The 21,962-nt window shown below is 45.3% G+C and carries 17 protein-coding genes; 11 read left to right on the top strand and 6 right to left on the bottom strand.

The features are described 5' to 3' along the window. Positions 1-73: 73 nt before the first annotated feature. A complete protein-coding gene (locus EA408_10190) occupies positions 74-781 on the bottom strand; it encodes a GntR family transcriptional regulator (protein TVR71021.1) in 708 nt (235 codons plus the stop codon). A 134-nt stretch (positions 782-915) separates the two neighbouring features. On the opposite strand from EA408_10190, the gene EA408_10185 reads away from it, so the two are divergent. After that, complete coding sequence (locus tag EA408_10185; protein TVR71020.1) at positions 916-1,791, top strand: RraA family protein; 876 nt, start codon at positions 916-918, stop codon at positions 1,789-1,791. Positions 1,792-1,946: 155 nt separating this feature from the next. Here EA408_10185 and EA408_10180 read toward each other — a convergent pair whose 3' ends face one another. Then, positions 1,947-4,157 (bottom strand): hypothetical protein, encoded by a 2,211-nt coding sequence (locus tag EA408_10180; GenBank protein ID TVR71019.1) that lies wholly within the window; start codon positions 4,155-4,157, stop codon positions 1,947-1,949. Between the two features lie 492 nt (positions 4,158-4,649). On the opposite strand from EA408_10180, the gene EA408_10175 reads away from it, so the two are divergent. The 4 genes from EA408_10175 (at position 4,650) to EA408_10160 (ending at position 9,136) form a co-directional block, all read left to right on the top strand. After that, positions 4,650-5,756 carry a dipeptide epimerase gene (locus EA408_10175; protein ID TVR71053.1) on the top strand — a complete coding sequence of 369 codons (1,107 nt, stop codon included), beginning with the start codon at positions 4,650-4,652 and terminating at the stop codon, positions 5,754-5,756. A gap of 236 nt (positions 5,757-5,992) precedes the next feature. Beyond that, complete coding sequence (locus EA408_10170; GenBank protein ID TVR71018.1) at positions 5,993-6,550, top strand: RNA polymerase sigma-70 factor; 558 nt, start codon at positions 5,993-5,995, stop codon at positions 6,548-6,550. Next, entirely contained in the window at positions 6,540-7,442 is a 903-nt protein-coding gene (locus EA408_10165; GenBank protein ID TVR71017.1) for a DUF4974 domain-containing protein, read from the top strand. Before EA408_10170 ends, EA408_10165 begins: the two co-directional genes overlap by 11 nt. Positions 7,443-7,444: 2 nt before the next feature. Beyond that, the gene (locus tag EA408_10160) at positions 7,445-9,136 is read left to right on the top strand and encodes a hypothetical protein (GenBank protein ID TVR71016.1); all 1,692 of its coding nucleotides are present in this window, start codon (positions 7,445-7,447) and stop codon (positions 9,134-9,136) included. A 68-nt stretch (positions 9,137-9,204) separates the two neighbouring features. On the opposite strand, the gene EA408_10155 is transcribed toward EA408_10160, so the two are convergent. Then, positions 9,205-10,656 (bottom strand): anthranilate synthase component I family protein, encoded by a 1,452-nt coding sequence (locus EA408_10155; GenBank protein TVR71015.1) that lies wholly within the window; start codon positions 10,654-10,656, stop codon positions 9,205-9,207. 26 nt (positions 10,657-10,682) lie between these two features. Between EA408_10155 and EA408_10150 the strand changes: the two genes are divergently transcribed. Both EA408_10150 and EA408_10145 read left to right on the top strand, forming a co-directional pair. After that, complete coding sequence (locus EA408_10150; GenBank protein TVR71014.1) at positions 10,683-11,642, top strand: ROK family protein; 960 nt, start codon at positions 10,683-10,685, stop codon at positions 11,640-11,642. A 71-nt stretch (positions 11,643-11,713) separates the two neighbouring features. Continuing rightward, positions 11,714-13,138 (top strand): MFS transporter, encoded by a 1,425-nt coding sequence (locus EA408_10145; GenBank protein ID TVR71013.1) that lies wholly within the window; start codon positions 11,714-11,716, stop codon positions 13,136-13,138. 90 nt (positions 13,139-13,228) lie between these two features. Here EA408_10145 and EA408_10140 read toward each other — a convergent pair whose 3' ends face one another. After that, positions 13,229-14,026 (bottom strand): hydrolase Nlp/P60, encoded by a 798-nt coding sequence (locus EA408_10140; GenBank protein TVR71012.1) that lies wholly within the window; start codon positions 14,024-14,026, stop codon positions 13,229-13,231. 101 nt (positions 14,027-14,127) lie between these two features. Here EA408_10140 and EA408_10135 point away from each other — a divergent pair, with 101 nt between their 5' ends. Then, positions 14,128-16,272 carry an HDIG domain-containing protein gene (locus tag EA408_10135; GenBank protein ID TVR71011.1) on the top strand — a complete coding sequence of 715 codons (2,145 nt, stop codon included), beginning with the start codon at positions 14,128-14,130 and terminating at the stop codon, positions 16,270-16,272. Between the two features lie 6 nt (positions 16,273-16,278). On the opposite strand, the gene EA408_10130 is transcribed toward EA408_10135, so the two are convergent. Together EA408_10130 and EA408_10125 are read right to left on the bottom strand one after the other, a co-directional pair. Next, positions 16,279-16,959 (bottom strand): outer membrane lipoprotein carrier protein LolA, encoded by a 681-nt coding sequence (locus EA408_10130; GenBank protein ID TVR71010.1) that lies wholly within the window; start codon positions 16,957-16,959, stop codon positions 16,279-16,281. Beyond that, complete coding sequence (locus EA408_10125) at positions 16,943-19,321, bottom strand: DNA translocase FtsK (protein TVR71009.1); 2,379 nt, start codon at positions 19,319-19,321, stop codon at positions 16,943-16,945. The genes EA408_10130 and EA408_10125 overlap by 17 nt, the downstream gene beginning before the upstream one ends. Before the next feature lie 189 nt (positions 19,322-19,510). Between EA408_10125 and arcC the strand changes: the two genes are divergently transcribed. The 3 genes from arcC (at position 19,511) to EA408_10110 (ending at position 21,905) form a co-directional block, all read left to right on the top strand. Further along, the gene (gene arcC, locus EA408_10120) at positions 19,511-20,467 is read left to right on the top strand and encodes a carbamate kinase (GenBank protein ID TVR71008.1); all 957 of its coding nucleotides are present in this window, start codon (positions 19,511-19,513) and stop codon (positions 20,465-20,467) included. Positions 20,468-20,506: 39 nt separating this feature from the next. Then, positions 20,507-21,508: an ornithine carbamoyltransferase gene (gene argF / locus EA408_10115; protein TVR71007.1), complete on the top strand. Its 1,002-nt coding sequence runs from the start codon at positions 20,507-20,509 to the stop codon at positions 21,506-21,508. A 145-nt stretch (positions 21,509-21,653) separates the two neighbouring features. Next, positions 21,654-21,905 (top strand): RNA-binding protein, encoded by a 252-nt coding sequence (locus EA408_10110; protein TVR71006.1) that lies wholly within the window; start codon positions 21,654-21,656, stop codon positions 21,903-21,905. Positions 21,906-21,962 lie beyond the last annotated feature (57 nt).

Here is a 21,962-nt window from a genome sequence, read left to right as displayed (position 1 = left end):
TCAGATGGAACGCCTATGTTCGTGATTATGCCATTTTTGTAAGCGTTTATCATGGCTGTTTCCTGGTTTCGTTTTAAAGGAAATAGCTGTTCCCGATCGGGTATTTCATGGTGTTGCATATAAGCTCGCTGTAAATGTTCAGTAAGGGGTTGCTGGTAGTAAAGCGGATTGATATCTGGAGCACAGGTTGCCCCGGATTGATCCTGAGGAGCTGCGAGCTCCTTTTATCTGCCGGCAATGCCCTTATTTCCTGTTCCGACCCTGTTATCTCCGTGCCATATTTCATGCTGAGCGTTTTGAAAAATGACCCCTCTGCGAAGCCGTTATCAATGAACCCGGGAAGGGCTCTGCCCGGGAACCAGTTATTTTCAATTATCACCGGGTCTTCACCCACAGATCGCAGGCGCTCAAAATGTATGCAGGGTGTTTGCCGTTCATCTTCGCCTGTTTCGAAAGGGAAGCCGGCAACCCATCTTCTTATGGCCGGAGCCTGGAGAAATACGGTATTGATGTTCTGCCCGACGGCTTCTGAGAAGCCTTTTACATTAAGAAGCCCCAAAGATTTACTTCTCTCTTTTACAATGCTCCCTTTCCCGTGCAGCCGGTCAATATAGCCCTCTTTATGGAGCTCTTCAAGTGCCTTCCTTGCAGTGGTGCGGGTTATGCTGAAAGTAATACAGAGCTGGTTTTCAGATGGCAACAGGTCTCCCTCCCTGAGCAGGCCTTTCTGTATCCTGGTTTTAAGCATGTTCTGTACCTGCCGGTATCTGGGTGTCTTCATAATTTCCCGTGGCTGTTGGCAAGGTAAATATAGATTATTTGACTTGTACGTACAAGTTATTTGTTCTAAATTTGAAAAACCGGCAAAAATGTTATTTTTTTATGACTACCAAAACCTAACTAAATTCTTATATCATGAGAAACTTTTCTTTTATTGTTGCTGTGCTGGCCTTATTTGTTTCCAGCCCGTTATTGTCTGCCCAGGAAGCCCCTGATGTTTCCGATGAGGTTCTGCTTGAGCTCTACAGGGGAGCGAGGGTTGCCGATGTTGTTGATGCAATGGCTACTGTCGGTTATACCGGCATAGGCGTGATGGATCCGAAAATTGCCCCGTTATGGAAAGATGTCAAGGACATGAGCCACCGTTTTTCAGGAATTGCCGTTACTGTGCGTTACGGCCCCACCAACCGTCCGATGTACCCGGGAGCCGACCTGACTAAGCCTGAAAATTATGAGGTTTACAGGGAGTGGAGGGGGTACTGGTACTGGAGGATATCGAACGAGCCTTTCCAGGAGTTCATCAAACCGGGTACCGTTATAGTAATGGATAACCGCGATGATAACGACACCGGGTCGACCGGTTCAAAGAACATAATGGAATGGAAGGAGAAGGGGGCAGTGGGACTGGTAACGGCCGGAGGGGTGAGGGATATCGACGAGATAATCCTTCAGAGAAACCCCGTTTACACCAACTATTATGAAAGGGGCCGCGGCGAGCGTATCGGCAGGAATGAGGTGATCGACGTGCAGCGGCCGGTTGTGGTTGGAGGTGCTCTTGTCCATCCCGGCGATATGGTGGTGGCCGATTCTGACGGTGTTGTAGTTGTTCCCCGAAGGGTTGCCGTAAGGGTGGGGCAGATCGCCTACCAGGAGCTGGTCGATGACATAGAAGGTCGCAGGGCTCTTTACGAGAGGCTTGGTTTTGAATTTGATGAAACCGTTGAGATACGGGAGGAGCCTGAAGTCTTCTTCAGAAGGCTCGGATTACCGGCCGATCCGAACAAACCGTGATTAAGCTGGCCATTATGCCTGCAGTTTGAGGAGGGGCTGGTAAGAAACCCGGAATCAAACCCTGAGGGGGCAGTGGACGGAACTTTGACGGAGCTTTGGAAGCCTTGCCTGTCAACGCCAGGTAACCGGCATGCTGAAGCGGGCAATGGGCGTTCCTATCTTGTTCTGATATAGATGGCCGCAGCTGCTGCGGCTATCTTTTCTCCGGTCATGATGACCGATCTTTCAAGCCTGCTGCGCCGCATTATCTTCAGGTCACGTTCGGCGTGCTTTCTGAGTTGAATGATAAGCGACAGGCTCCGTTCAAGTCCCCCCTCCCTGTTGCGGGCGAGCCACAGTCTTCTGTGCTCCCTCTCCACCTCGTCAGCCAGATCCAGTATCTGCTCAAGGAGGACAATGTTACCGGCGGCGCTGTTTTCACGCCTGTAAATCATGTATTGTCTTGCACGGGCGCCCAGGTGGATCATATTCACAGCATTGGTATATTCATCTTTGATGAGCTGTGCGTCGGCCCTGTCCATATCTGCTTCTGTCAGACTGTTGCGCAGCATTTCAGTATATGAGATAATTGAACGGTAGTCATAGGGTGCAGGTTCATCAAACCTTTTCATGACAGCAGATGTAAGTTCCTCATCATAACCGGTGAGATCAAACACACCCTCCAGCATCTTTGCATAGATGGCATCAACCATCACCTTGTCGGTCAGTCCCAGCATATAGGTCATCATGGTGGTGGTCATGTTGAGCATCTCGTATTCTTCAAAACGGTTATAACGTCCCATATCGAGCACCAGGCTCCCCATGATACCTGCCCTGTCTGCAAAGACCGACCTGTTGAGAAATTCAGCCAGAGGAAGGTCATCCCTGCTGTCGTAGTTCCAGCTGAGGGCTGCGCCGTATGCCAGCGGGGCATAGCTTACAGGCCAGTATTGCCAGTGTCCCATATCTCCCCAGTCAGTCAGCAGCATACCCATGGCGTCGTATTTGAGTCCGCTACCCACGGCATTTGATATGTTTTCCATCATATTCGAGGTGCGGCCGGTTATGCTGGTCCACGAACTTGTTCCCGGGGCCACCATGAAATCCAGACCTGCTTCATGGTACCTGCGGCAGTTCTGTTCAAAGGGATGGACCGATTCATAGCCCCATTCGATCATTACAACATCTTCGGGGATCTGCGGAATTATCTCCGGATGCCTTGTTACAATATCACCCCACATCATCATCCTTTTGCCTTTCGATCTGATGAAGCTCTCAAGCTCTTTGACAAAATCGATGTAAAGCCGGCCAACTCCCTTTTCTTCTGCAAGCTTCCTGTTTTTGCACTTGCCAAGCTCAAAGGGTTCATCAAGGTTGGCATTGAAATAACCGGAACTGAACCAGGGAAGCATGTCATCTGTCATCTGCCTTACAAGCTCCATGCTCCGCTTATCGGAAACATTCAGGGTCGATTTCATGTCGATTAGCCCCATGAGTTTGTAGCCTCCGGGGCACTCGGCAAGGTCGCTGAATCTTTCTGTTTCGAGCCAGGCGCTCATGTGCCCCAGTGAATTCTGGTTTGGCACAAGGTCTATGAACCGCTCAGCACAATACCGGTCGAGAAGCTTCATCTCTTCGCCTGTGACCGGTGTTTCGGTATCTTCCCATAGTTCCCGGAATGATTCATAGGCAAAGGAGAAACCCTCTACATACAGCTGAAGGTGGTTGTATTTCATGCTGGCAAGAAAATCAACGATGCCGTAGAGCGTCTCCATTGACGGCACCTTGTCGCGGCTTATATCAAGCATGACGCCCCTGGTCTCCATGTCGGGCCAGTCGGTTATTTTCATTGCAGGAATATTGCCTTCACTTTGATCAATGATCTGCCCGAGGGTTACCAGCCCATAAAAAAGACCTGCATTCCCGCCCCCTTCAATATCAATACCACCGGCACCGATGATCAGACTGTATCCCTGTTCCGGCAACCGGCCATCGCGGATAAACCTGAGCCAGGGCGATCCTGTGACGGTTAGTGGCAGTCCGCTAAACCTTTCTATCATTTCATCCCCTATGCCATTGTTGCCGGTTTCTGAAACATAGTTAACCGCATCAGGCACCCGGAATGAACCTGTCATGACCTCAAGTTCTTTCGGCACGGGCATAATTACCGGGAACTTTCCCTGCTCAACAGTTTGATCGTCAATGGAGGGTGAAAAAGTCTTTTCACCTGGCAGAGGTGGCGGGGGCTTGTACATTGAATTGTAGCTTATTGCCAGGATCACCGCGGCAACTATTACAAGCAGAAGAATACCTGCTGCTGCATATTTGATCACAAGGAAGAAGGTTTCCATATTACCGGTGTTTTCAGGGTTATTCACAACTGGCATAAAACTACAATTTTATTACATTTTAAAAAACCACCACTTTCAAAGGCTACGCCTTCATTGATCTAAGAAGCCTCCTTCTAAGAATGAGGTGGTTCACTCCTGTTTTCATCATCAGTCAATCAATGATATATAAAAAGTAATTATAGCTTTCTACGGTAAAAAAAGCCGGAATTTTGTCTCCAGGAAGAAACAAATTCATCTATATTTCTCCTGTAATAAAAGAAGTCAAAATTTTGTTTCAGAAAATACAAAATTTTGACTTACAGGAGGAACCGCTTCGCTTTAACATGAAAATTTTTTCAGCCGTCTGTGTGTAAATTGGCTGAAAAAATTTTCATGTATATTTAAGCGATTAATCTTCCGCGAAAGCGGAAACAGTATGCTCGAAATCATTAACGACCTGATAAGGTTGAGCTTGGTTAACTGTTGAAAGACGGCATTTTTGAGTTATATTTAAGGATATCAGGTATAACAATTATAAATTCAAGGATTATGCGAATTACAAGGGTTGAAGTCTACAAGGCCAGCATCAGGCTGAAAAAACCGTTTATAATATCCCTGGGTGCGATCACCCACGCTGATAACATCTACCTGCGGATAATAACCGACAGGGGGGTGACAGGATACGGCGAATGCAGTCCGTCGCTCACCATTAACGGCGAGAGCCAGGGCACATGCACAGATGTTGGGCATTACCTGGCCAGAACTCTTATCGGAAAGGACCCACGTGACATCGAAGGGTGTACAGCCATAATGGATGCTGTCATTTATGGCAATACCAGTATAAAAAGTGCTTTTGACATTGCGCTGCACGACATTGCAGCCAGGGTTAAGGGGTTGCCCCTGTTTGAGTTTCTTGGCGGCAATGAACGGAAGGAGCTTTATACCGATTATACAGTTTCCCTTGATGATGCTTCAGTGATGGCAGCAGATGCACTGGAGATCATGAACAGGGGATTCAGATTTATCAAGGTAAAGCTCGGCGATAACCGGGAGAATGATTTGCGGAGAGTAGCAAGTATCAGGAGTGCCGTCGGACCGGAGATACCTCTGAGGCTTGATGCCAACCAGGGGTGGGACAGGGAAACCGCTGTATTGTTACTCAATGATCTTGCAGGAATGAATATTGAGTATTGTGAAGAGCCGATACCCAGGTGGGATTTTATGTCGCTGCCCGAAGTGCGCCGTTCAAGTCCGGTCCCCCTGATGGCAGATGAATCGTGTCTTGACCAAAATGATGCGTCACGGCTCATTGGTCTTGGTGCCTGCGACTATATAAACATCAAGCTAGGGAAATCATCGGGCCTGCATAAAGCCGTTAAGATAGCCGGTGTTGCCTCCCGGGCCGGTGTTCTAATGATGGTGGGAGGTTTCATGGAATCAAGGCTGGCGTTTACCGCTTCGGCACATCTTTCTTTAACCAATGATCATATAGTGTTCAGCGATTTTGACTCACCGATGATGATGGAGGAGGATCCTGTGACAGGCGGAATAGTCTACGGTGAAAACGGACTGGTAGATGTGCCGGACGGACCCGGATTGGGGGCATCGGTTGATGAAGGCTACCTGCAGAGGCTCCCTTGTGCCGTTATTGAATGACACCGGTTTTGTGATCCTGTACAATACTGGTGTGAACCGGCAAGAGCCGGTTAAGCAGACCGGATTGACAGTCCTGCACTCCGGGCGCAGGGAGGCCTGAAATATATCCATGGATATAATAGGGTATATCCGGCATGTAACGGTCTTATGTATGTAGTGCAATTGTGGCATGTGAAGAGACCAGGCTGGTAGTTGATCGCAATACTTTGTATCTTTACGGCAGGAGGATACGTTGAATGGCATTAAAGTGGATAGATAGTCAGCAGAAAACCAGGAATGATGACATTGCTGCGTTTGAGATGCTTTTCAGGAAGTATTATGAACCTCTTGTGAGATTTTCCACCAGCTTTACAGATGATGTTGATTCGGCCGAAGAGATAGTTCAGGATTTTTTTTACAAATACTGGAAGAACAGGAAAGAGATCAGGATTAAGTTCTCAGTTAAATCATATTTCTACACGTCTGTAAGAAATAATTCCCTGAAATATCTTGAGGCGCTTGATGTGAGACGAAAATATGCCGAAAGGGTAATTGCGGGAGATGGTGAAGGCTCAGGTTACGATGACAGCGGGATTGAGTATTCAGAGCTTAATGAACTGATTGAGGGTGCGCTGGATGAGATGCCGGAAAGGTGCAGCACCATATTCAGGATGAGCCGGTTTCGGGGACTTAAGTATGAGGAGATTGCCAGTGAGTTGTCAATATCGGTAAAAACAGTTGAGGCCAACATGGGCAAGGCGCTTAAGATTCTCAGGGAGAGGGTTGGCCGGTATTACGGGTCTGTTGCCTTTTAATGAATATGCAATTTATATTAATATTGGAATGATGATGGGAGCGAGCAAAACATACAACGGGGTAGATACCGACAAGGCCTGGAGCCGGGTTCATGGAAGGCTTATGGATGAAGGACTTATACCCGCTCAGGATGGAATTCCCAGGGTGACCCCGTTGTCACGCAGGATCTCGGTGGCTGCAGCCATTGTGGCTGTCATAGCCGGATGGGGACTTGGTTACCTGTTATGGCCGGAAGGCAGAGGGGTTGAGTTAATGACAATGCGGACAGAAGCTGACAATCATACCCTGGTGCGGACTTTTGGTGACGGCAGCATAGTTTATCTTGCCGGCAATTCGGTACTACACTACCCGTCAGTATTTGCGGCAGATAGCCGTAATGTAACCTTTGAGGGAGAGGCTTTTTTTGATATTACCGAGAGAAGAGGGCAGCCCTTTGTAATTGAAACAGGAAAAGCAATTGTTGAGGTTGTAGGTACAGCCTTTAATCTCAAATCGTCAGGTGAGGGCTTCGAACTTATTGTTGAAGAGGGCTCGGTTAAGGTAAGTGTTGCCGACCTGCCCGGTTACTATGAATTGGTGGGAGAATGGGAAATGCTCAGGGGAACGGGCAGCAGCATGGAAAAATTCCCGGTCATTGACAGGACATATCTTTCGTGGAGAATGAACCGGATGCAGTTCAAGGATGAGAAGCTTGAAAATATTGCTTCTGTACTGAGCAGAAATTATAACATGCAGGTCTATTTTGAAAGTGATGCATTGAGGGAACGAAGGCTTACCGTAACTTTTGCTGATAACGATATAGAAACTATAGCCAGGGTCATTGCTTCAGGCCTTGGCCTGGATTATGAATTACTGTCTGAACCGGGAATACTGTTCAGTGAGAGGAACTGACAATGCTGATATGCGTTTCAACATACCGGCTTCATGGAAACAGTGAAGGCAGGAAAAAATCCGTTGCCCGTGCATTCCATTTGCTTCTGCCGGCAGTTATCTTTTTACTGGTTTGCATTGGAACCAATGCACAGGTTGAGAATACAGAAGTTCCGGGACCATCATTATCTCAGGGGGATAAATATGATGCCCCTGATAAACCGGAAAGTGACAGTGTATTTGACATGATAGTTTCACTGCCCAGGCAGTCGGCAAGCATATATTCTGTACTTAACCAGATTGGAGGTCAGGTCGGGTACTTCTTTGTTTATGACACCGAGATAGTTGATTCTGACCAAAGGATCAGGATACGTGCCGGGAACAAACCTGTTTCGTTATGGCTTGAAGAGGTGTTGGATGACCCTTCACTTGATTACAGGATTATTGAACAGCATATCCTTATATACCGTCCTGATATTGAGGTGCCTGAATATTCAATTGCCGGAAAAGAGGAAGCACCCGCAAAAGAGGAAGTAGTCATTGTCAGGGGGCGTGTACTCGATGAAGAGACAAGGGACCCGCTTTCCTTTGCTACGGTCGGCATTAAGGGTGGATCAATCGGAATAATTTCCAATTCTGACGGGTTTTTCAGTCTTAGAGTTCCTCCCGGCTATGCCGACAGGGATATATCCGTTACTCATCTGGGATACCGTACCCGGACCCTTCCGGTTCGGGTATTCAGTGATAACAGGGTTGATATACTGATGAAAACTGAGTATATCTCGATTCCCGAGGTGATGATAAGATATTTTGACCCCAATGGCATAGTAAGGTCGGCAATATCAAGGATTGATCACAATTACAGCAACAAACCCGTTTATATGCTCAACTTCTACCGCGAAGGCGTGATGAGGGGCAGCAGGTTTATCAATTATTCGGAAGCATTCTTCCAGGTTTACAAGTCTCCTCATCACAACAGGTTTGAGCAGGACCAGGTAAAACTGCTTCAATCCCGTTCAATAAGCAATATTGACCGCTCCGATACTCTTATTCTCAAAATAAGGGCAGGTATAAAAAGTTCGCTTGAACTGGACTTTATCAAGAATGTTCCTGATTTCCTGAATCCCGAATTCCTTTATGAATACAAATTTACAAGGTCAGATATTGTTGCTTTTGACGGCAGAATGGCATACGGGGTAGCTTTTGAGCAGAGGGAACATATCAATGAACCGCTTTTTAAGGGAGTGCTTTATATAGATATTGAAAGTCTTGCATTCCTTGGAGCAGAGTTTGAGGTCAATCCCAAATATATAAGCAAGGCTCATGAGCGGTTTATTGCAAGGAGAAACAGGGATTACAGGGCAACCATCGACAAGGCCCATTATACGGTCAGTTACAGGTATCATGATGGCTTTTATTATCTCAACCATGTAAGGGCTGACCTCCATCTGAGGTACAGAAGGAGGTTCAGTTTATTCGGCAGTAACTACCATGTTTTTGTCGAGATGGCTAACAGCAGGATTGATACCGGTGATGTGGAGAGATTCAGAAGAAGGGAGGCGCTGAGAACGGACAGGGTTTTCATGGACGGGGGACATGCATATGACAGTGATTTCTGGGATGGGTACAGCATAATACCGCCTGAAAAGCGCATAACTGATGCCCTTGCAAATATTGAGTCACGTATAGAAAGAGTGGTTGCCGGCTCAGATTAGGATTAGTCAGGATGATATCTCAAGCTGGCGCCGGTTTAACATTTGGGAGTAGACTCGACCCCGGCACCTTACCTGCCGGTTCCCAGAATCTTCATTATAGCGCCTGCTTTAAGCATGCATTCTGCGAATTCCTTTTCAGGGTCGGACAGCGAAGTGATTGCGCCGCCAACCATGAATGAAAGCGCTTCTGATGTCCGGTTGTACTGGATACTTCTTATAACAACATTGAAGTCAAAATCATTTTGTGGCGTAATATATCCAACGGCCCCTGAATAGAGTCCCCGCCTGCTGCGCTCATATTGTTCAATGATCTCCATTGCACGTATTTTGGGCGCGCCTGTCATTGAACCCATAGGGAACAATGCCCTTATAATGTCAACCAGGCTCGTTTTAGGTCGAATAAGGGCCGAGATGGTAGATTGCATCTGGAATACACGGGGGAACGGATATATTCCGCACAACTCATCAACCTTTACCGAGCCCCGTTCTGCAATCACCGACAAATCATTCCTTACCAGGTCGGTGATCATGACATTTTCTGCCCGCTCTTTTGGATCAGTGGCGAGTTTCCTTAGGAGTTGCTCATCTTCAAGGACATTATTGCCTCTTGCGGCTGTACCCTTTATGGGTTGCGATATAATCCTGTTGCCGGTTCTTTTCATGAAACGTTCGGGACTGGCACACAATAGATACTTATCGCCCAGGTTATAATAGCATGAAAACGGTGTGGGCGACTCTTCGATAAGGCTCAGCCAGGCTTGGCCGGGATCAAATGATTTAATTGAAGAAAAGAATTCCTGGCAGATGTTTACCTCGTAAATATTGCCTCTGCCTATGTGTCCCATGACTCTCTTTACCGCCTCAAGGTATTCTTTTTTGGTCATCACCTCTTTTACCGGTCCGGACCCACCCGCTTTCAATTGCCGAATGGTAAGGGAGTCGATCTCTTTCACTAAACGGTTTATTTCCACCTCACCTGAAAGGGATTTGAGCCAGCCTACCTGCAGGTTGTTCCCGTCTATGACGAATATATACCCGGGAACGAAAAATTCTGCAAGAGGGAAACCTATCCTGTCAGGATGAGAGGAGGAAAGGTTCTCGGTTTCATTTTTAATATCGTAACTGAGATGTCCAAAAAGCCAGTCACCCGCCAAACCGGAGAATTTGCCGATTGCTTCCAGGTTGCCTTGTTCATCTTGCCCCATCTTATTGACTGAGCCGATTGCAGCCAGGTAATCGTATCTGAAACTGCAGGTTGGTGAATTGAAGCGCTTACTGTAACCATTGGAGTCAAGAATGCACACTTCGTTGAAGTCACGGCTCCAGTCAAGCAGTTTTGCCTTGAAGTCATTAACATTGTCTATTCTGAAACTGCTGAATATTCGCATCATGCAAAAATAATCATTGATTTCTTTAAAACTGATTGCAGAAAAAAAATCATCCCGGACAGGTGTTATACTATTTTTTTTACCTTTACCTCTTGATTTTTTTGACATGACTTTTAATAAAACAATAACCATTTTATAACTTAAATCATTATACCACTATGAAAGAGTATGTTATAGGAATTGACATTGGGGGCACCTTTACCAAAAGCGGATACGTTGACCGCGACGGTAATTGCTATGCCGAATCAGTATCGCCAACTGATGCCTATGATAATGTGAATGATTACCTCGATAATCTTATAAAGGAACTCAAGAATGCCGAAAAGCAGCTTGAAGGGCCATACAAGATTGTAGGTGTTGGCATAGGTGCCCCGAACGGCAATTACCACAACGGAACAATAGAGAATGCGACCAACCTCAAATGGAAAGGGGTGATTCCGCTGGCAGAAATGGTAAACAAGCATTATAACCTTCCCGTTAAGCTTACAAACGATGCAAATGCAGCTGCCCTGGGTGAAATGGTGTATGGTGGTGCCAAAGGAATGAAAGATTTTATAATGATCACTCTCGGAACCGGACTTGGAAGCGGGATAGTGGTAAACGGAGACCTGGTTTACGGTCATGACGGTTTCGCAGGTGAACTGGGCCATGTTAACGTCGTGGAAAACGGTCGCAGATGTGGCTGTGGCAACCTTGGCTGTCTTGAGACATATGTGTCGGCGCCCGGAATAAAACGTACTGTTTTTGAGTTGCTGGCATCTGATGCAAATGGAAGTGACCTTGTTAACTACAGTTTTGGTGAACTTGATTCTGAAATGATATACAACGCTGCTGTAAAGAGTGATCCTGTAGCACTTAAGGCATTTGATGTAACCGGGAAAATACTTGGCAGGAAGCTGGCCGATTCTGTAGCTCATACAAGCCCTGAGGCAGTATTCCTTTTTGGTGGACTCTCAAAGTCGGGTGACTATATTTTCAAGCCTACAAAGAAGTACATGGAAGAGGCGGTAATGGGTACATTCCGGAACAAGGTAAGGATCCTTCCTTCGCAGCTGACTGACAAGAATGCTGCTGTTATGGGAGCCAGTGCCCTGATCTGGAAGGAACTTGATAAATAAGTTTTAATATTTTACGGTAATTGTTTATTATAGCTAAAATCCTCCTAAATTACTAACTAAAACTCATCACCATGTCAAATCAAAACAATACTTTGAAGGTGGGAATGATTTTCATTTCCATGATCTATTTCATTTTCGGTTTTGTAACCACATTTATAATTACCCTGAGTGACCCTGTGATGGAAGCGTTCGATCTTTCTTATGCACAGGGCTTTCTGGTTAATTCTGCCTTTTTTATTTCGTATGCTGTTTTTTCGATTCCTTCCGGAAGTGTGGTTAAGAGAATAGGTTATAAGAATTCCATATTTTTAGGATTGCTTCTGATGTCAGTTGCAGGATTTTTATTCTTTCCTGCCATCAGGACAGAATCTTATCCTTTCTTTCTCGGTGCCATAATGCTGCTTTCATTGGGTGTAGTTATTCTGCAGACATCATGCAACCCATTTGTTACAAAACTCGGACCTCCTGAGACAGCTTCAGGCCGCCTTAATCTTACCATGGCGCTCAATTCCATTGCCACCTGGTTAGCGCCGCTTTTAATCGTTGCCCTGATCCTTCCTGCTGCTGTTCCTGCAGCTGCCGAAGCTGTTACAGGTGTAGTTGACGCTATCGTTCCCGGCGGGATCCGTCCAGCCGATCTTCTTCCCCCGTTTATTATTATAGCTGTTGTTGTATTGGTTGTAGCTATTGGTATAAGGTTTATCAATCTTCCGGTATTAAGCCAGGAGGGTATCGGGAATTACTCAACAGTTTTCAAATACAGGCATGTGATTCTGGGTGCGATCGGTATCTTTTGTTATGTAGGAGCTGAGGTTGGTATAGGTACGGCTATATCCTCCTATGTAGTTCAACCCGGACTGGGTGGTGGTGTCAGCAGGGAGCTGGCCATGAAATTTGTCGGTCTGTACTGGGCAGGTGCCATGGTAGGACGACTTTTCGGAGCGATCGCCCTTTCAGATATCAAAAAGCAGAACTTAAAGTTTATTTTTGCCGGACTGGTAGTGGTTTGGGCCTTCGTGGTTGGTTTTATCACACTCGAGTACAGCCTGCCTATGTCTCTTACTTTCCTTGGATTTGCAGTGCTTAATTATGTTCTCATGCAGATAGGAAAAGGTAAGGCTAATCTTGTACTTTCCGTTTTTGCAATAATTGCTGTTATAATGGCAACAACTTCAATGCTCACATCTGGTAAGATTGCGCTCTGGTCAATTGTATCCATTGGATTGTTCAATTCGGTCATGTTTCCAAATATTTACTCCCTGGCAGTTAAAGGACTTGACAAGAGCGAGGTCAGTCTTGCTACCGGAGTAATTAACACATTTATAGTCGGCGGAGCTGTTATCCCCCTGCTTATGGGTGTGGTTGGTGACGCATTGAATATACAATACTCATTTATTATACCGGTGATATGTTACCTGTACATCTTATTCTTTGCATTGGTGGGCAGTAAACTTAAACCGATGGGAGAAACTGCTGCAGAAGGACCTGCTTCCTGACACAGACGGGTATTTTAATAATACGGGACTGCCTTTGCGGCGGTCCCGTTTCTTTTGGGTGTGACCGTACATTACTGATTTACCTGAAGCTCAGTGCCTGTAGCTTGCAAGGTTTTTTATCACCCTCAGCCTGTGTGTGTACCTTTTGACTGCGCTGTTGTATATCCCCTGGTGATCTATTCTGTCTTTCCTTACGCAACCCGAGGCATGTATGATCTGCTGGTTGCTCACAATAATGCCCGTGTGGATAATCTCCCCCTCCTCATTGTCAAAGAAAGCCAGATCTCCGGGCTCTGCCTCTGTTATAAAACTTACCGGGTTTCCGCGGTCGACCTGTTTTCTGGCATCCCGGGGAATTTTAATGCCGAAAATTCTCATGATCACCTGTGTCAGGCCGGAACAGTCGATACCAAAAGGGTTCTTGCCGCCCCATAGGTATGGTATATTAATGAATGATTCTGCTACTTCATCTACCTTGAACCTCAGGCTTTCAGGGTCATAAAACAATGGCTGCTGCCTGCAGGAAAATAGTTTGCTGCCTGCGGTAAAACTGTTGGATGCAGGTTTGTATTCATTCAGTATGCTTCCTGCCGGGATCAGTGAAATGTCCTCTGTATCCCTGGGTGCAACAGGCAAAATTAGATTTGCGGTAACCCTTGCATCAGTTTCTGCTGCCCTGACCGCCTGTTCTTCCGTAACAGGTGTCAGCATCTTACCTGTAGTCCATCCCTGGTAACTGTCATCCGGGAATTCAACCATCCACCACTGGCCTTCCTTGTCAACTATTTTTACATATTCGCCGAAGAGCAGCTGGGTTATCATTTCACTTTTCTCAGAAGGATTTGTCCTGAGAGGGATAACCGGTAATAATGACACTCCGTATTCCATATATTCAAATATAAAGGAAATTTTTCATCTTCTGATGTCTATTATACAGATCAATAAAATAATGTATTTTTGCATACCTAAAGGCATATAAATCACAGGTCGTGAAAAACATTATCGGATTTGCAAAAAAGCATTACAGCACCATCATGGTGGTGCTGCTCTTTCTTGTCACTGCATTGCTGGTTCTGTACTCTCTTCCCCGGGAAGGGAAATTCAGGTATGAGTTTCAGAGAGGGCGCCCCTGGATGCATGAGACGCTTATTGCACCTTTCAATTTTCCCATTTACAAAACGGAGGCTGAGCTGAATGCCGAACGGGATAGTGCTCTTGCAGGATTCCGGCATTATTTCAGGCATGACAGCCTGGTGTATGACTCAATAGTTTCACTGTACAGTGATAATCTGAGCTCTGACATTGAAAATTTTATGAGCAGGAATGTGGAATTTTTTGGCGAACAGGCCGAGCCTGCCGGTAACAGACGTGAAGAATTCATTAACATTACAAATCAGTTTGCCGGGTTCAGCAGGGAGGTGCTCAGGGATGTCTACAGCATGGGTATAATTGAGCCGGGGGAGACTGCTGACAGGATTGCTGCCGCAAATGAGCCGATTGTCATTGTCAGGAATAACATTGGCGAAAGGACACCGGCAGATGGTTACTTTCGCCAAAAAGGCGCCTATGAATTCTTTACTGAAAGTATCGAAGACTGGGCCGGGAGAAATCTGACAGGCCAGCCAGGGATCTACGTGGAGTTTTTTAACATGCTGGATGTCAGCCGGTACATACATCCCAACCTCACGTATGATCAGGTGATGACCGAAAGGGTGAGGCAAAGCCTGCTTGAAGAGATATCCTTTGCCCGTGGAATGGTTCAGGCGGGAGAAAGGATCGTCTCAAGGGGAGACCTTATAACCGGGGATGTTTTCCGGATCCTTGAATCGCTGAGAAGGGAATATGAGACCAAGTTCAGCGGGGCAAACATAAACCTGGTATTTCTGGGTCAGTTTATCCTCGTGTTCTCCCTGTTGACAGTCCTTTATCTGTTTCTCTACAATTTCAGGCGTGAGATTCTTAATGATGTGAGGAAGAGTCTGTTCATACTCCTTCTTTTTCTGCTAATGGTTGTCATATCGATGATGATCATCAGGTATAGCCCGGTTAATTTCTACATTGTGCCATTTGCAATTGTACCCATTATTATCAGAACTTTTTATGATGAAAGACTGGCTCTCTTTGTTCATACTATTATTCTCCTGCTGGTGGGCTTTTTTGCACCCAACAGCTTTGAGTTCATATTTCTCAACTTTATTGCAGGAATAGTCGCTATTTTCAGTCTTACCAACCTATACCGGCGCAGCAAACTATTCCTTACGGCAGTGATAATATTCCTGACATATTCTGCCCTCTATTTCGGTATAGCTGTAATACAGGAGAGGAGCATAGCATCAATAGATTACATGAATTTTGCCTGGTTCGGAGGCAATGGCTTGCTTGTGCTGATCACTTATCCCTTGCTTTATATATTTGAAAAGTCATTCGGGTTTATATCTGATGCAACCCTGATGGAGCTGTCTGATACCAATCAGCCACTTTTGCGGAAGCTTGCTGAGGAAGCGCCCGGCACTTTTCAGCATTCAATACAGGTCGCTAACCTTGCTGAGGCTGCGATATTTGAGATAGGAGGTAACCCGCTTCTGGTAAGAACAGGTGCGCTTTACCATGATATAGGAAAAATGGCAGATCCGGCTTATTTTATTGAAAACCAAACAACAGGGTATAATCCACATGATTCACTCGATTTTGAGGAGAGTGCCCAGAAAATCATATCGCATGTTGCAAAAGGGGTGGAAATGGCCAGAAGGCATAATCTTCCGGAACAGGTAATTGATTTCATCAGGACTCACCATGGCACTACGCGTGTACAATATTTTTATCGTTCATACCTAAAGGAATACCCTGATGATGAGGTTGATCTGCAAAAATACACATATCCAGGCCCCAAACCTTTTTCACGTGAAACCGCTGTGCTGATGATGGCCGACTCCGTTGAAGCGGCATCGAGGAGCCTGAAAAAAACGGATGTTGATTCTATAAATAACCTTGTTGAGTCAATCATTAACAGCCAGGTAAACGAGGAGCAATTTACTGATACCGACATAACCTTCAAGGATATAACCACTACCAAAGAGATCTATAAAAAGAAGTTGCGGAATATATATCACGTCAGGGTCGAATATCCGGAGTGATTGATATTACCAGCGCATGTCAATAACTTCAACCCCGGGGTAATCATCTTTTGTGAACGAAAAGAAGTCGTCGGGCAGATCATGCCGGTCATCGAATTTATCAACCAGTAATGTGTAACGGGAACCGTCCTTTGCGGCCACAACTGCAGAGTGAAGACTTTTTTTATCCTTTTCGATAAAGAGCTTAATGGTATGATAGGCCTGGTCAAGGTCGAGCGGATGAAGGTCAACTTCATACAGGGTTTTGCCAGACTGGCTTGTTTCGCCTATCAGTCTGTACCTGAATTTTTCCCTGTATATACTGAACAGGTTTACAGGGTTTGATAAAATATCTTCTGTTTCGGCATTATCGCTTATCATAAGCTCATTTACATCGGGCATGTAAGTATATACAGATGAGCCGTCAAACCATGATACCATCTCCATCGTTTCCAGCCGGTATTTGTTGTCCTTCATTACGATGTTCCCTTCAATCTCTTCTGTCATCCCGTCTTTCAGGTCTGTTATAATAAATGTAAAATCAATTTTAACTGACGGTGCAGAATTCATGAGGTCTGAAAGACCATCCAGTATCTCAGCCGCCTTCTCATCCTGGGTTACTCCGGTAAGTGGCGGATTTAACAGGAGAATAGTTATGATAAATGAAATTAGCTTTCGCATAGATACTCTTTTAACTATCCAGTTCATTCAATAACTGTTCCAAAGTATATTCGTCCCTGATTAAAACCTGCCTGGCCTTGCTGCCTTCAAACGGCCCGACCACCCCTGCAGCTTCCAGCTGATCAATGATACGCCCTGCCCTGTTGTAGCCGATAGAGAACTTTCTTTGGATCAGTGAGGTAGATCCCTGTTGATGCTGAACTACAAGTCTGGCGGCTTCATCAAAAATATCATCCCTTTTTCTAAGATCTACTTCGGCCGTCTCTGTTTCATTGTCGCCAACGTATTCTGGCAGAAGATGTGCGGAGGGATAACCTTTCTGTGATCCAATATACTCCGTTACCCGGTCAATCTCAGGGGTGTCAATGAAAGCACATTGCAGCCTGATCATCTCACTTCCGGCTGTAATCAGCATATCTCCCCGGCCTATTAGCTGGTTGGCACCAGGCGTGTCCAGAATGGTCCGCGAATCCATCATCGAAGTAACCCTGAATGCTATACGGCTTGGAAAGTTTGCCTTGATCACCCCGGTAATGATATTTGTCGTTGGACGCTGGGTTGCAATTACAAGATGTATTCCTATCGCCCTGGCAAGTTGCGCAAGTCTTGTCAGCGGTGTCTCTATTTCGCGGCCGGCGGTCATGATCAGATCTGCAAATTCATCAATAATAACCACAATATATGGCAGGTACTTGTGTCCTTTCTGTGGGTTTAACCGCCTGGCAATAAATTTCGTATTGTACTCTTTTATATTTCTTACATGAGCTTCCTTGAGCAGATTGTATCTCTCATCCATTTCTATCGTAAGTGACTGGAGAGTGTTTATGACTTTCTGCGTATCGGTAATTATTGCCTCATCAGTATCAGGCAACTTGGCAAGGAAATGCCGCTCAATCTTTGAATAGACTGTGAGTTCAACCTTTTTCGGGTCAATTAGAACCAGTTTGAGCTGAGCCGGGTGTTTCTTGTAAAGGAGTGAAGTAAGAATTGCATTAAGGCCCACTGATTTACCCTGCCCTGTGGCTCCCGCTATCAGAAGATGTGGCATGCGGGTTAGATCAACGACAAAAGTGTCATTGGATATTGTTTTACCCAGGACAACCGGTAACTCGTATTTGGCGTCCTGGAACTTCACCGAACTTATAACGGATCTCATAGAAACTATCTCCGGATTCTGGTTCGGCACCTCTATACCTATTGTGCCCCTGCCGGGTATGGGTGCTATTATTCTTATCCCCAGTGCTGACAGGCTCAGGGCAATGTCATCTTCCAGATTTTTTATCTTGGAGATTCTTATTCCGGGGGCAGGAACAATCTCATACAGTGTAACAGTAGGGCCGATTGTGGCAGTGATCTTGTCAATGTTTATCTTGTAATTACCAAGTGTCTCGACTATCCGGTTCTTGTTATTTATAAGCTCTTCCTTGCTTACGGAGCTTTCATCAGTTTTGTGATGCTCCAGAAGGTTTATTAGTGGGAATTTGTATGACGGCAGATCAAGTGTCGGATCATAATCTTCAGGTATGCTTTTGTTTATCATATCATCAGGCAGGCTGCCCTCATCAGCTTTTTTCTCTCTTACATGCAATTTGACTCCGTCTTTTTCAGGCACATCATCTTCTTCGTATACTGATCCTTCAATCTCACTTTTTCCGGCTTCATCGCCGTCATCAATCTCAAAGGGTTCGTTTTCTGTTTTGCCGGAAGAAGTATCTTCCGGTTCAGTATCGGGGACTGCCCCGGTTGTGACTGCCTCATTGGCTGGTGGGGGATCAAACGTTTGTGTGCGCCTGGTGAAAAGATCCTTAATGTAATCTGATGCTCCCCTTATGGAGAAAAGAAGGAATGTGAAAATAAGCAGTAGTATCAGTAAAGCTGTTCCTGTCTTTCCCAGAATTGCATTGAGCCATTCTGCCAGGTAATATCCATGCGCTCCTCCGGGGCCGCTGCCCAAAAAACCTCCTCCATCACCAAAAAGATAACCCAGTGATACCGACAGGAGGATTGCCCCTGTAATAGTTATTCTGATTGTTCTTCCGACAGGCGACATCTTTACCCTCAGGATCCTGAATCCCGCAAGCATCAGGATAAAGGGTATGGTGAATGATGATATGCCGAACCATTTGTTAATGAACAGTGACGAGAGCCAGGCTCCGGTTTTTCCTGCCCAGTTTTCAACCCTGATCTCGGGTGATGACAGGATTTTTTCCCACTCAAAACTTTGATCTGTTTTCCACGTGAAGAAATACGATACAAACGATAATGTCAGGAACAGTGAAAGAAGCAGTATGAAACTTCCTGCGGAGAGCCTGAAGCGATCATCCCTGAAAAAACTCAATTTCGACTTCACTTTTCCTGAATTACCGGTTTTAATCTTCGAGTCAGCCATTTTGCGGATTCTGTCGTTGGCTGCAAAATTGCAAATTTTTATTTAAGATCGTTGCTTTTTTTATAAATAAGCGATACTGCAAAATCATTGTATTAAGCACTTCGTCATGAACTAATTTAAATCATGTTAAATTCATAAAAAATAACATAAATTTGTCTTTTATAAATATATGACTGCAAGTATTTGCTTATGAGACGATTAGCTGTTGTGGCTCTTGGTGGTAATGCTTTGTTGCGGGGTGATCAGGAAGGTACAATTGAGGAGCAGGAACAGAACACCACCGATACCCTGGAGAACCTCATTTTTCTGCTTAAGGAAGGATATAACCTGGTTATTACCCACGGTAACGGACCACAGGTTGGAAATATTCTTATGAGGAATGATGCAGGTGAACAGAACTTTGGCATACCTCAAATGCCTCTCGATATTTGCGTAGCTGACTCGCAGGGAGGAATAGGCTATATGATTGAAAGAATGATGCACAACGTTCTCAGGAGACATAACATAAGGAGGGATATCGTAACATTGGTTACGATGGTTGAAGTTGACAAAAACGACAATGCATTCAGTAATCCCACCAAAAGAGTTGGGAAGACCTACAACAGGGATCAGGCAGATAAACTTGCCGGTGAAAAAGGGTGGGAGTTCAGGGAAGAGGTTAAGATAAGTGGGGGCTGGCGCAGGGTTGTCCCTTCTCCCGAACCCAAGAGCATTCTGAATGTAAATGTAATAAGTGAGATGGCCCGAAACGGTACAATTGTTATCGCTTCCGGAGGGGGAGGAGTGCCGGTCTATTTTGATGAGGAGGGCAGGGTCAGACCGGCTGAAGCTGTAATTGACAAAGATCTTGCAGGGTCGCTTTTGGCAGCCGAGATAGGTGCAGATGAGTTTTATATATTGACAGATGTTCCGTATGTTTATATCAATTTTAATAAACCCGGACAAAAGGCTGTTGAATTTCTTAATTTCGACGATACAATGAAGTACATTAATGCCGGTATGTTTGCAGAGGGTAGTATGGCCCCAAAAATAAGAGCGTGTTTGCAGTTTTTAGAGAGGGGAGGTAAAAAAAGTGTTATCACCGAGGCATTTAAGTTGTCTGATAAGAAATTCGGGACAAAAATCACCATGGAATATGAAGATTGATGTTTCAAAATTATGTTTAACCTATAATGAAATCTAATAATGGCTTTTAATCTCAGAAACCGTCATTTTCTTAAACTTCTTGATTTTTCGTCAAGGGAAATAGAATATTTGCTTGAGCTGTCAGCAAGTCTTAAAGCTGCCAAATATTCAGGAACCGAAAAGCAGATGCTGAAGGGAAAGAATATTGCCCTGATATTTGAGAAAACCTCAACGCGAACACGATGTGCATTCGAAGTTGCCGCATTTGATCAGGGAGCCCATGTTACTTATCTTGGACCAACCGGTTCCCAGATTGGGCATAAGGAGTCGATGAAAGATACGGCCCGTGTACTTGGCCGGATGTATGACGGAATTGAATACAGGGGCTTCGGCCAGGAAATTGTTGAAGAACTGGCAGAGTATGCCGGTGTACCTGTTTGGAATGGCCTTACAAGTGAGTATCATCCAACACAGGTTCTGGCAGATTTGCTCACTATGATGGAGCATTCTGATAAACCACTGAGAGATATTTCATTTTGTTATCTTGGCGATGCTAAGAATAATGTCGGCAACTCCCTTATGGTTGGTGCTGTAAAGATGGGGATGGACTTCAGGGCCGCCGCTCCGGAAAAGTGTCAGCCTGACAGGAAACTTGTCGGAATGTGCAGGGAATTGGCTGCTGCAACAGGTGCCGGATTAACCATAACAGAAGATGTCAGGGAGGCTGTAAAAGGTGTTGATTTTCTCTATACCGACGTTTGGGTCTCAATGGGTGAACCTGACAGCGTATGGGAGGAAAGGATTGAGCTTTTGAGGCCCTATCAGGTTAACAGGCAGGTAATTGAGTGGTCGGGTAATCCTGGCGTGAAGTTTCTGCATTGCCTTCCTGCATTCCATAACCGTGAGACAAAAGTAGGTGAGGAGATTTTTAGTAAATTCGGGCTTGAGTCGATGGAAGTCACCGAAGATGTCTTTGAGTCAGAGCATTCAGTTGTTTTTGACCAGTCAGAGAACAGGATGCATACGATCAAGGCAGTCATGGTAGCAACGTTGGGAAAATAGCTGTAGGAGGCCATTTATATCAGCCGGAAGAAGGGAGTTTTTATTATCTCTTTTCCGGTTTTTTTTATTTTTTTTTTGAAATTGAACATTAATTTATAACTTGTTACATATTTTGAGTTTTGTTTTACCGAAAAACCGGTTTCTTATGACTATTTATGTCGGGAACATACCTTATTCTCTTAAAGAGGCAGATATCGAGCAGTTATTTGCCGAATTTGGGACAGTAACGTCAGTAAAAATAATTACTGACAAATTTACTCACAGGTCAAAGGGATATGGATTCGTTGAGATGGACAATGAACCTGAAGGTGAAGGTGCCATAGAAAAGCTGGACGGGAAGGAAGTGCTGGGGCGGAACCTTAAGGTTAGCAGGGCTAACCCGAGGAAGAATGATTGATAGATTTACCCTGTTTATCATTCTGTGTTTTTTCTGCCTGGATCTGGTCCCATAATC

This window comes from Marinilabiliales bacterium (assembly GCA_007695015.1).
Taxonomy (GTDB): Bacteria; Bacteroidota; Bacteroidia; order Bacteroidales; family PUMT01; genus PXAP01.
Note: the sequence above shows the minus strand (reverse complement) of the source record. Positions and strands in the feature narration are given on the sequence as shown.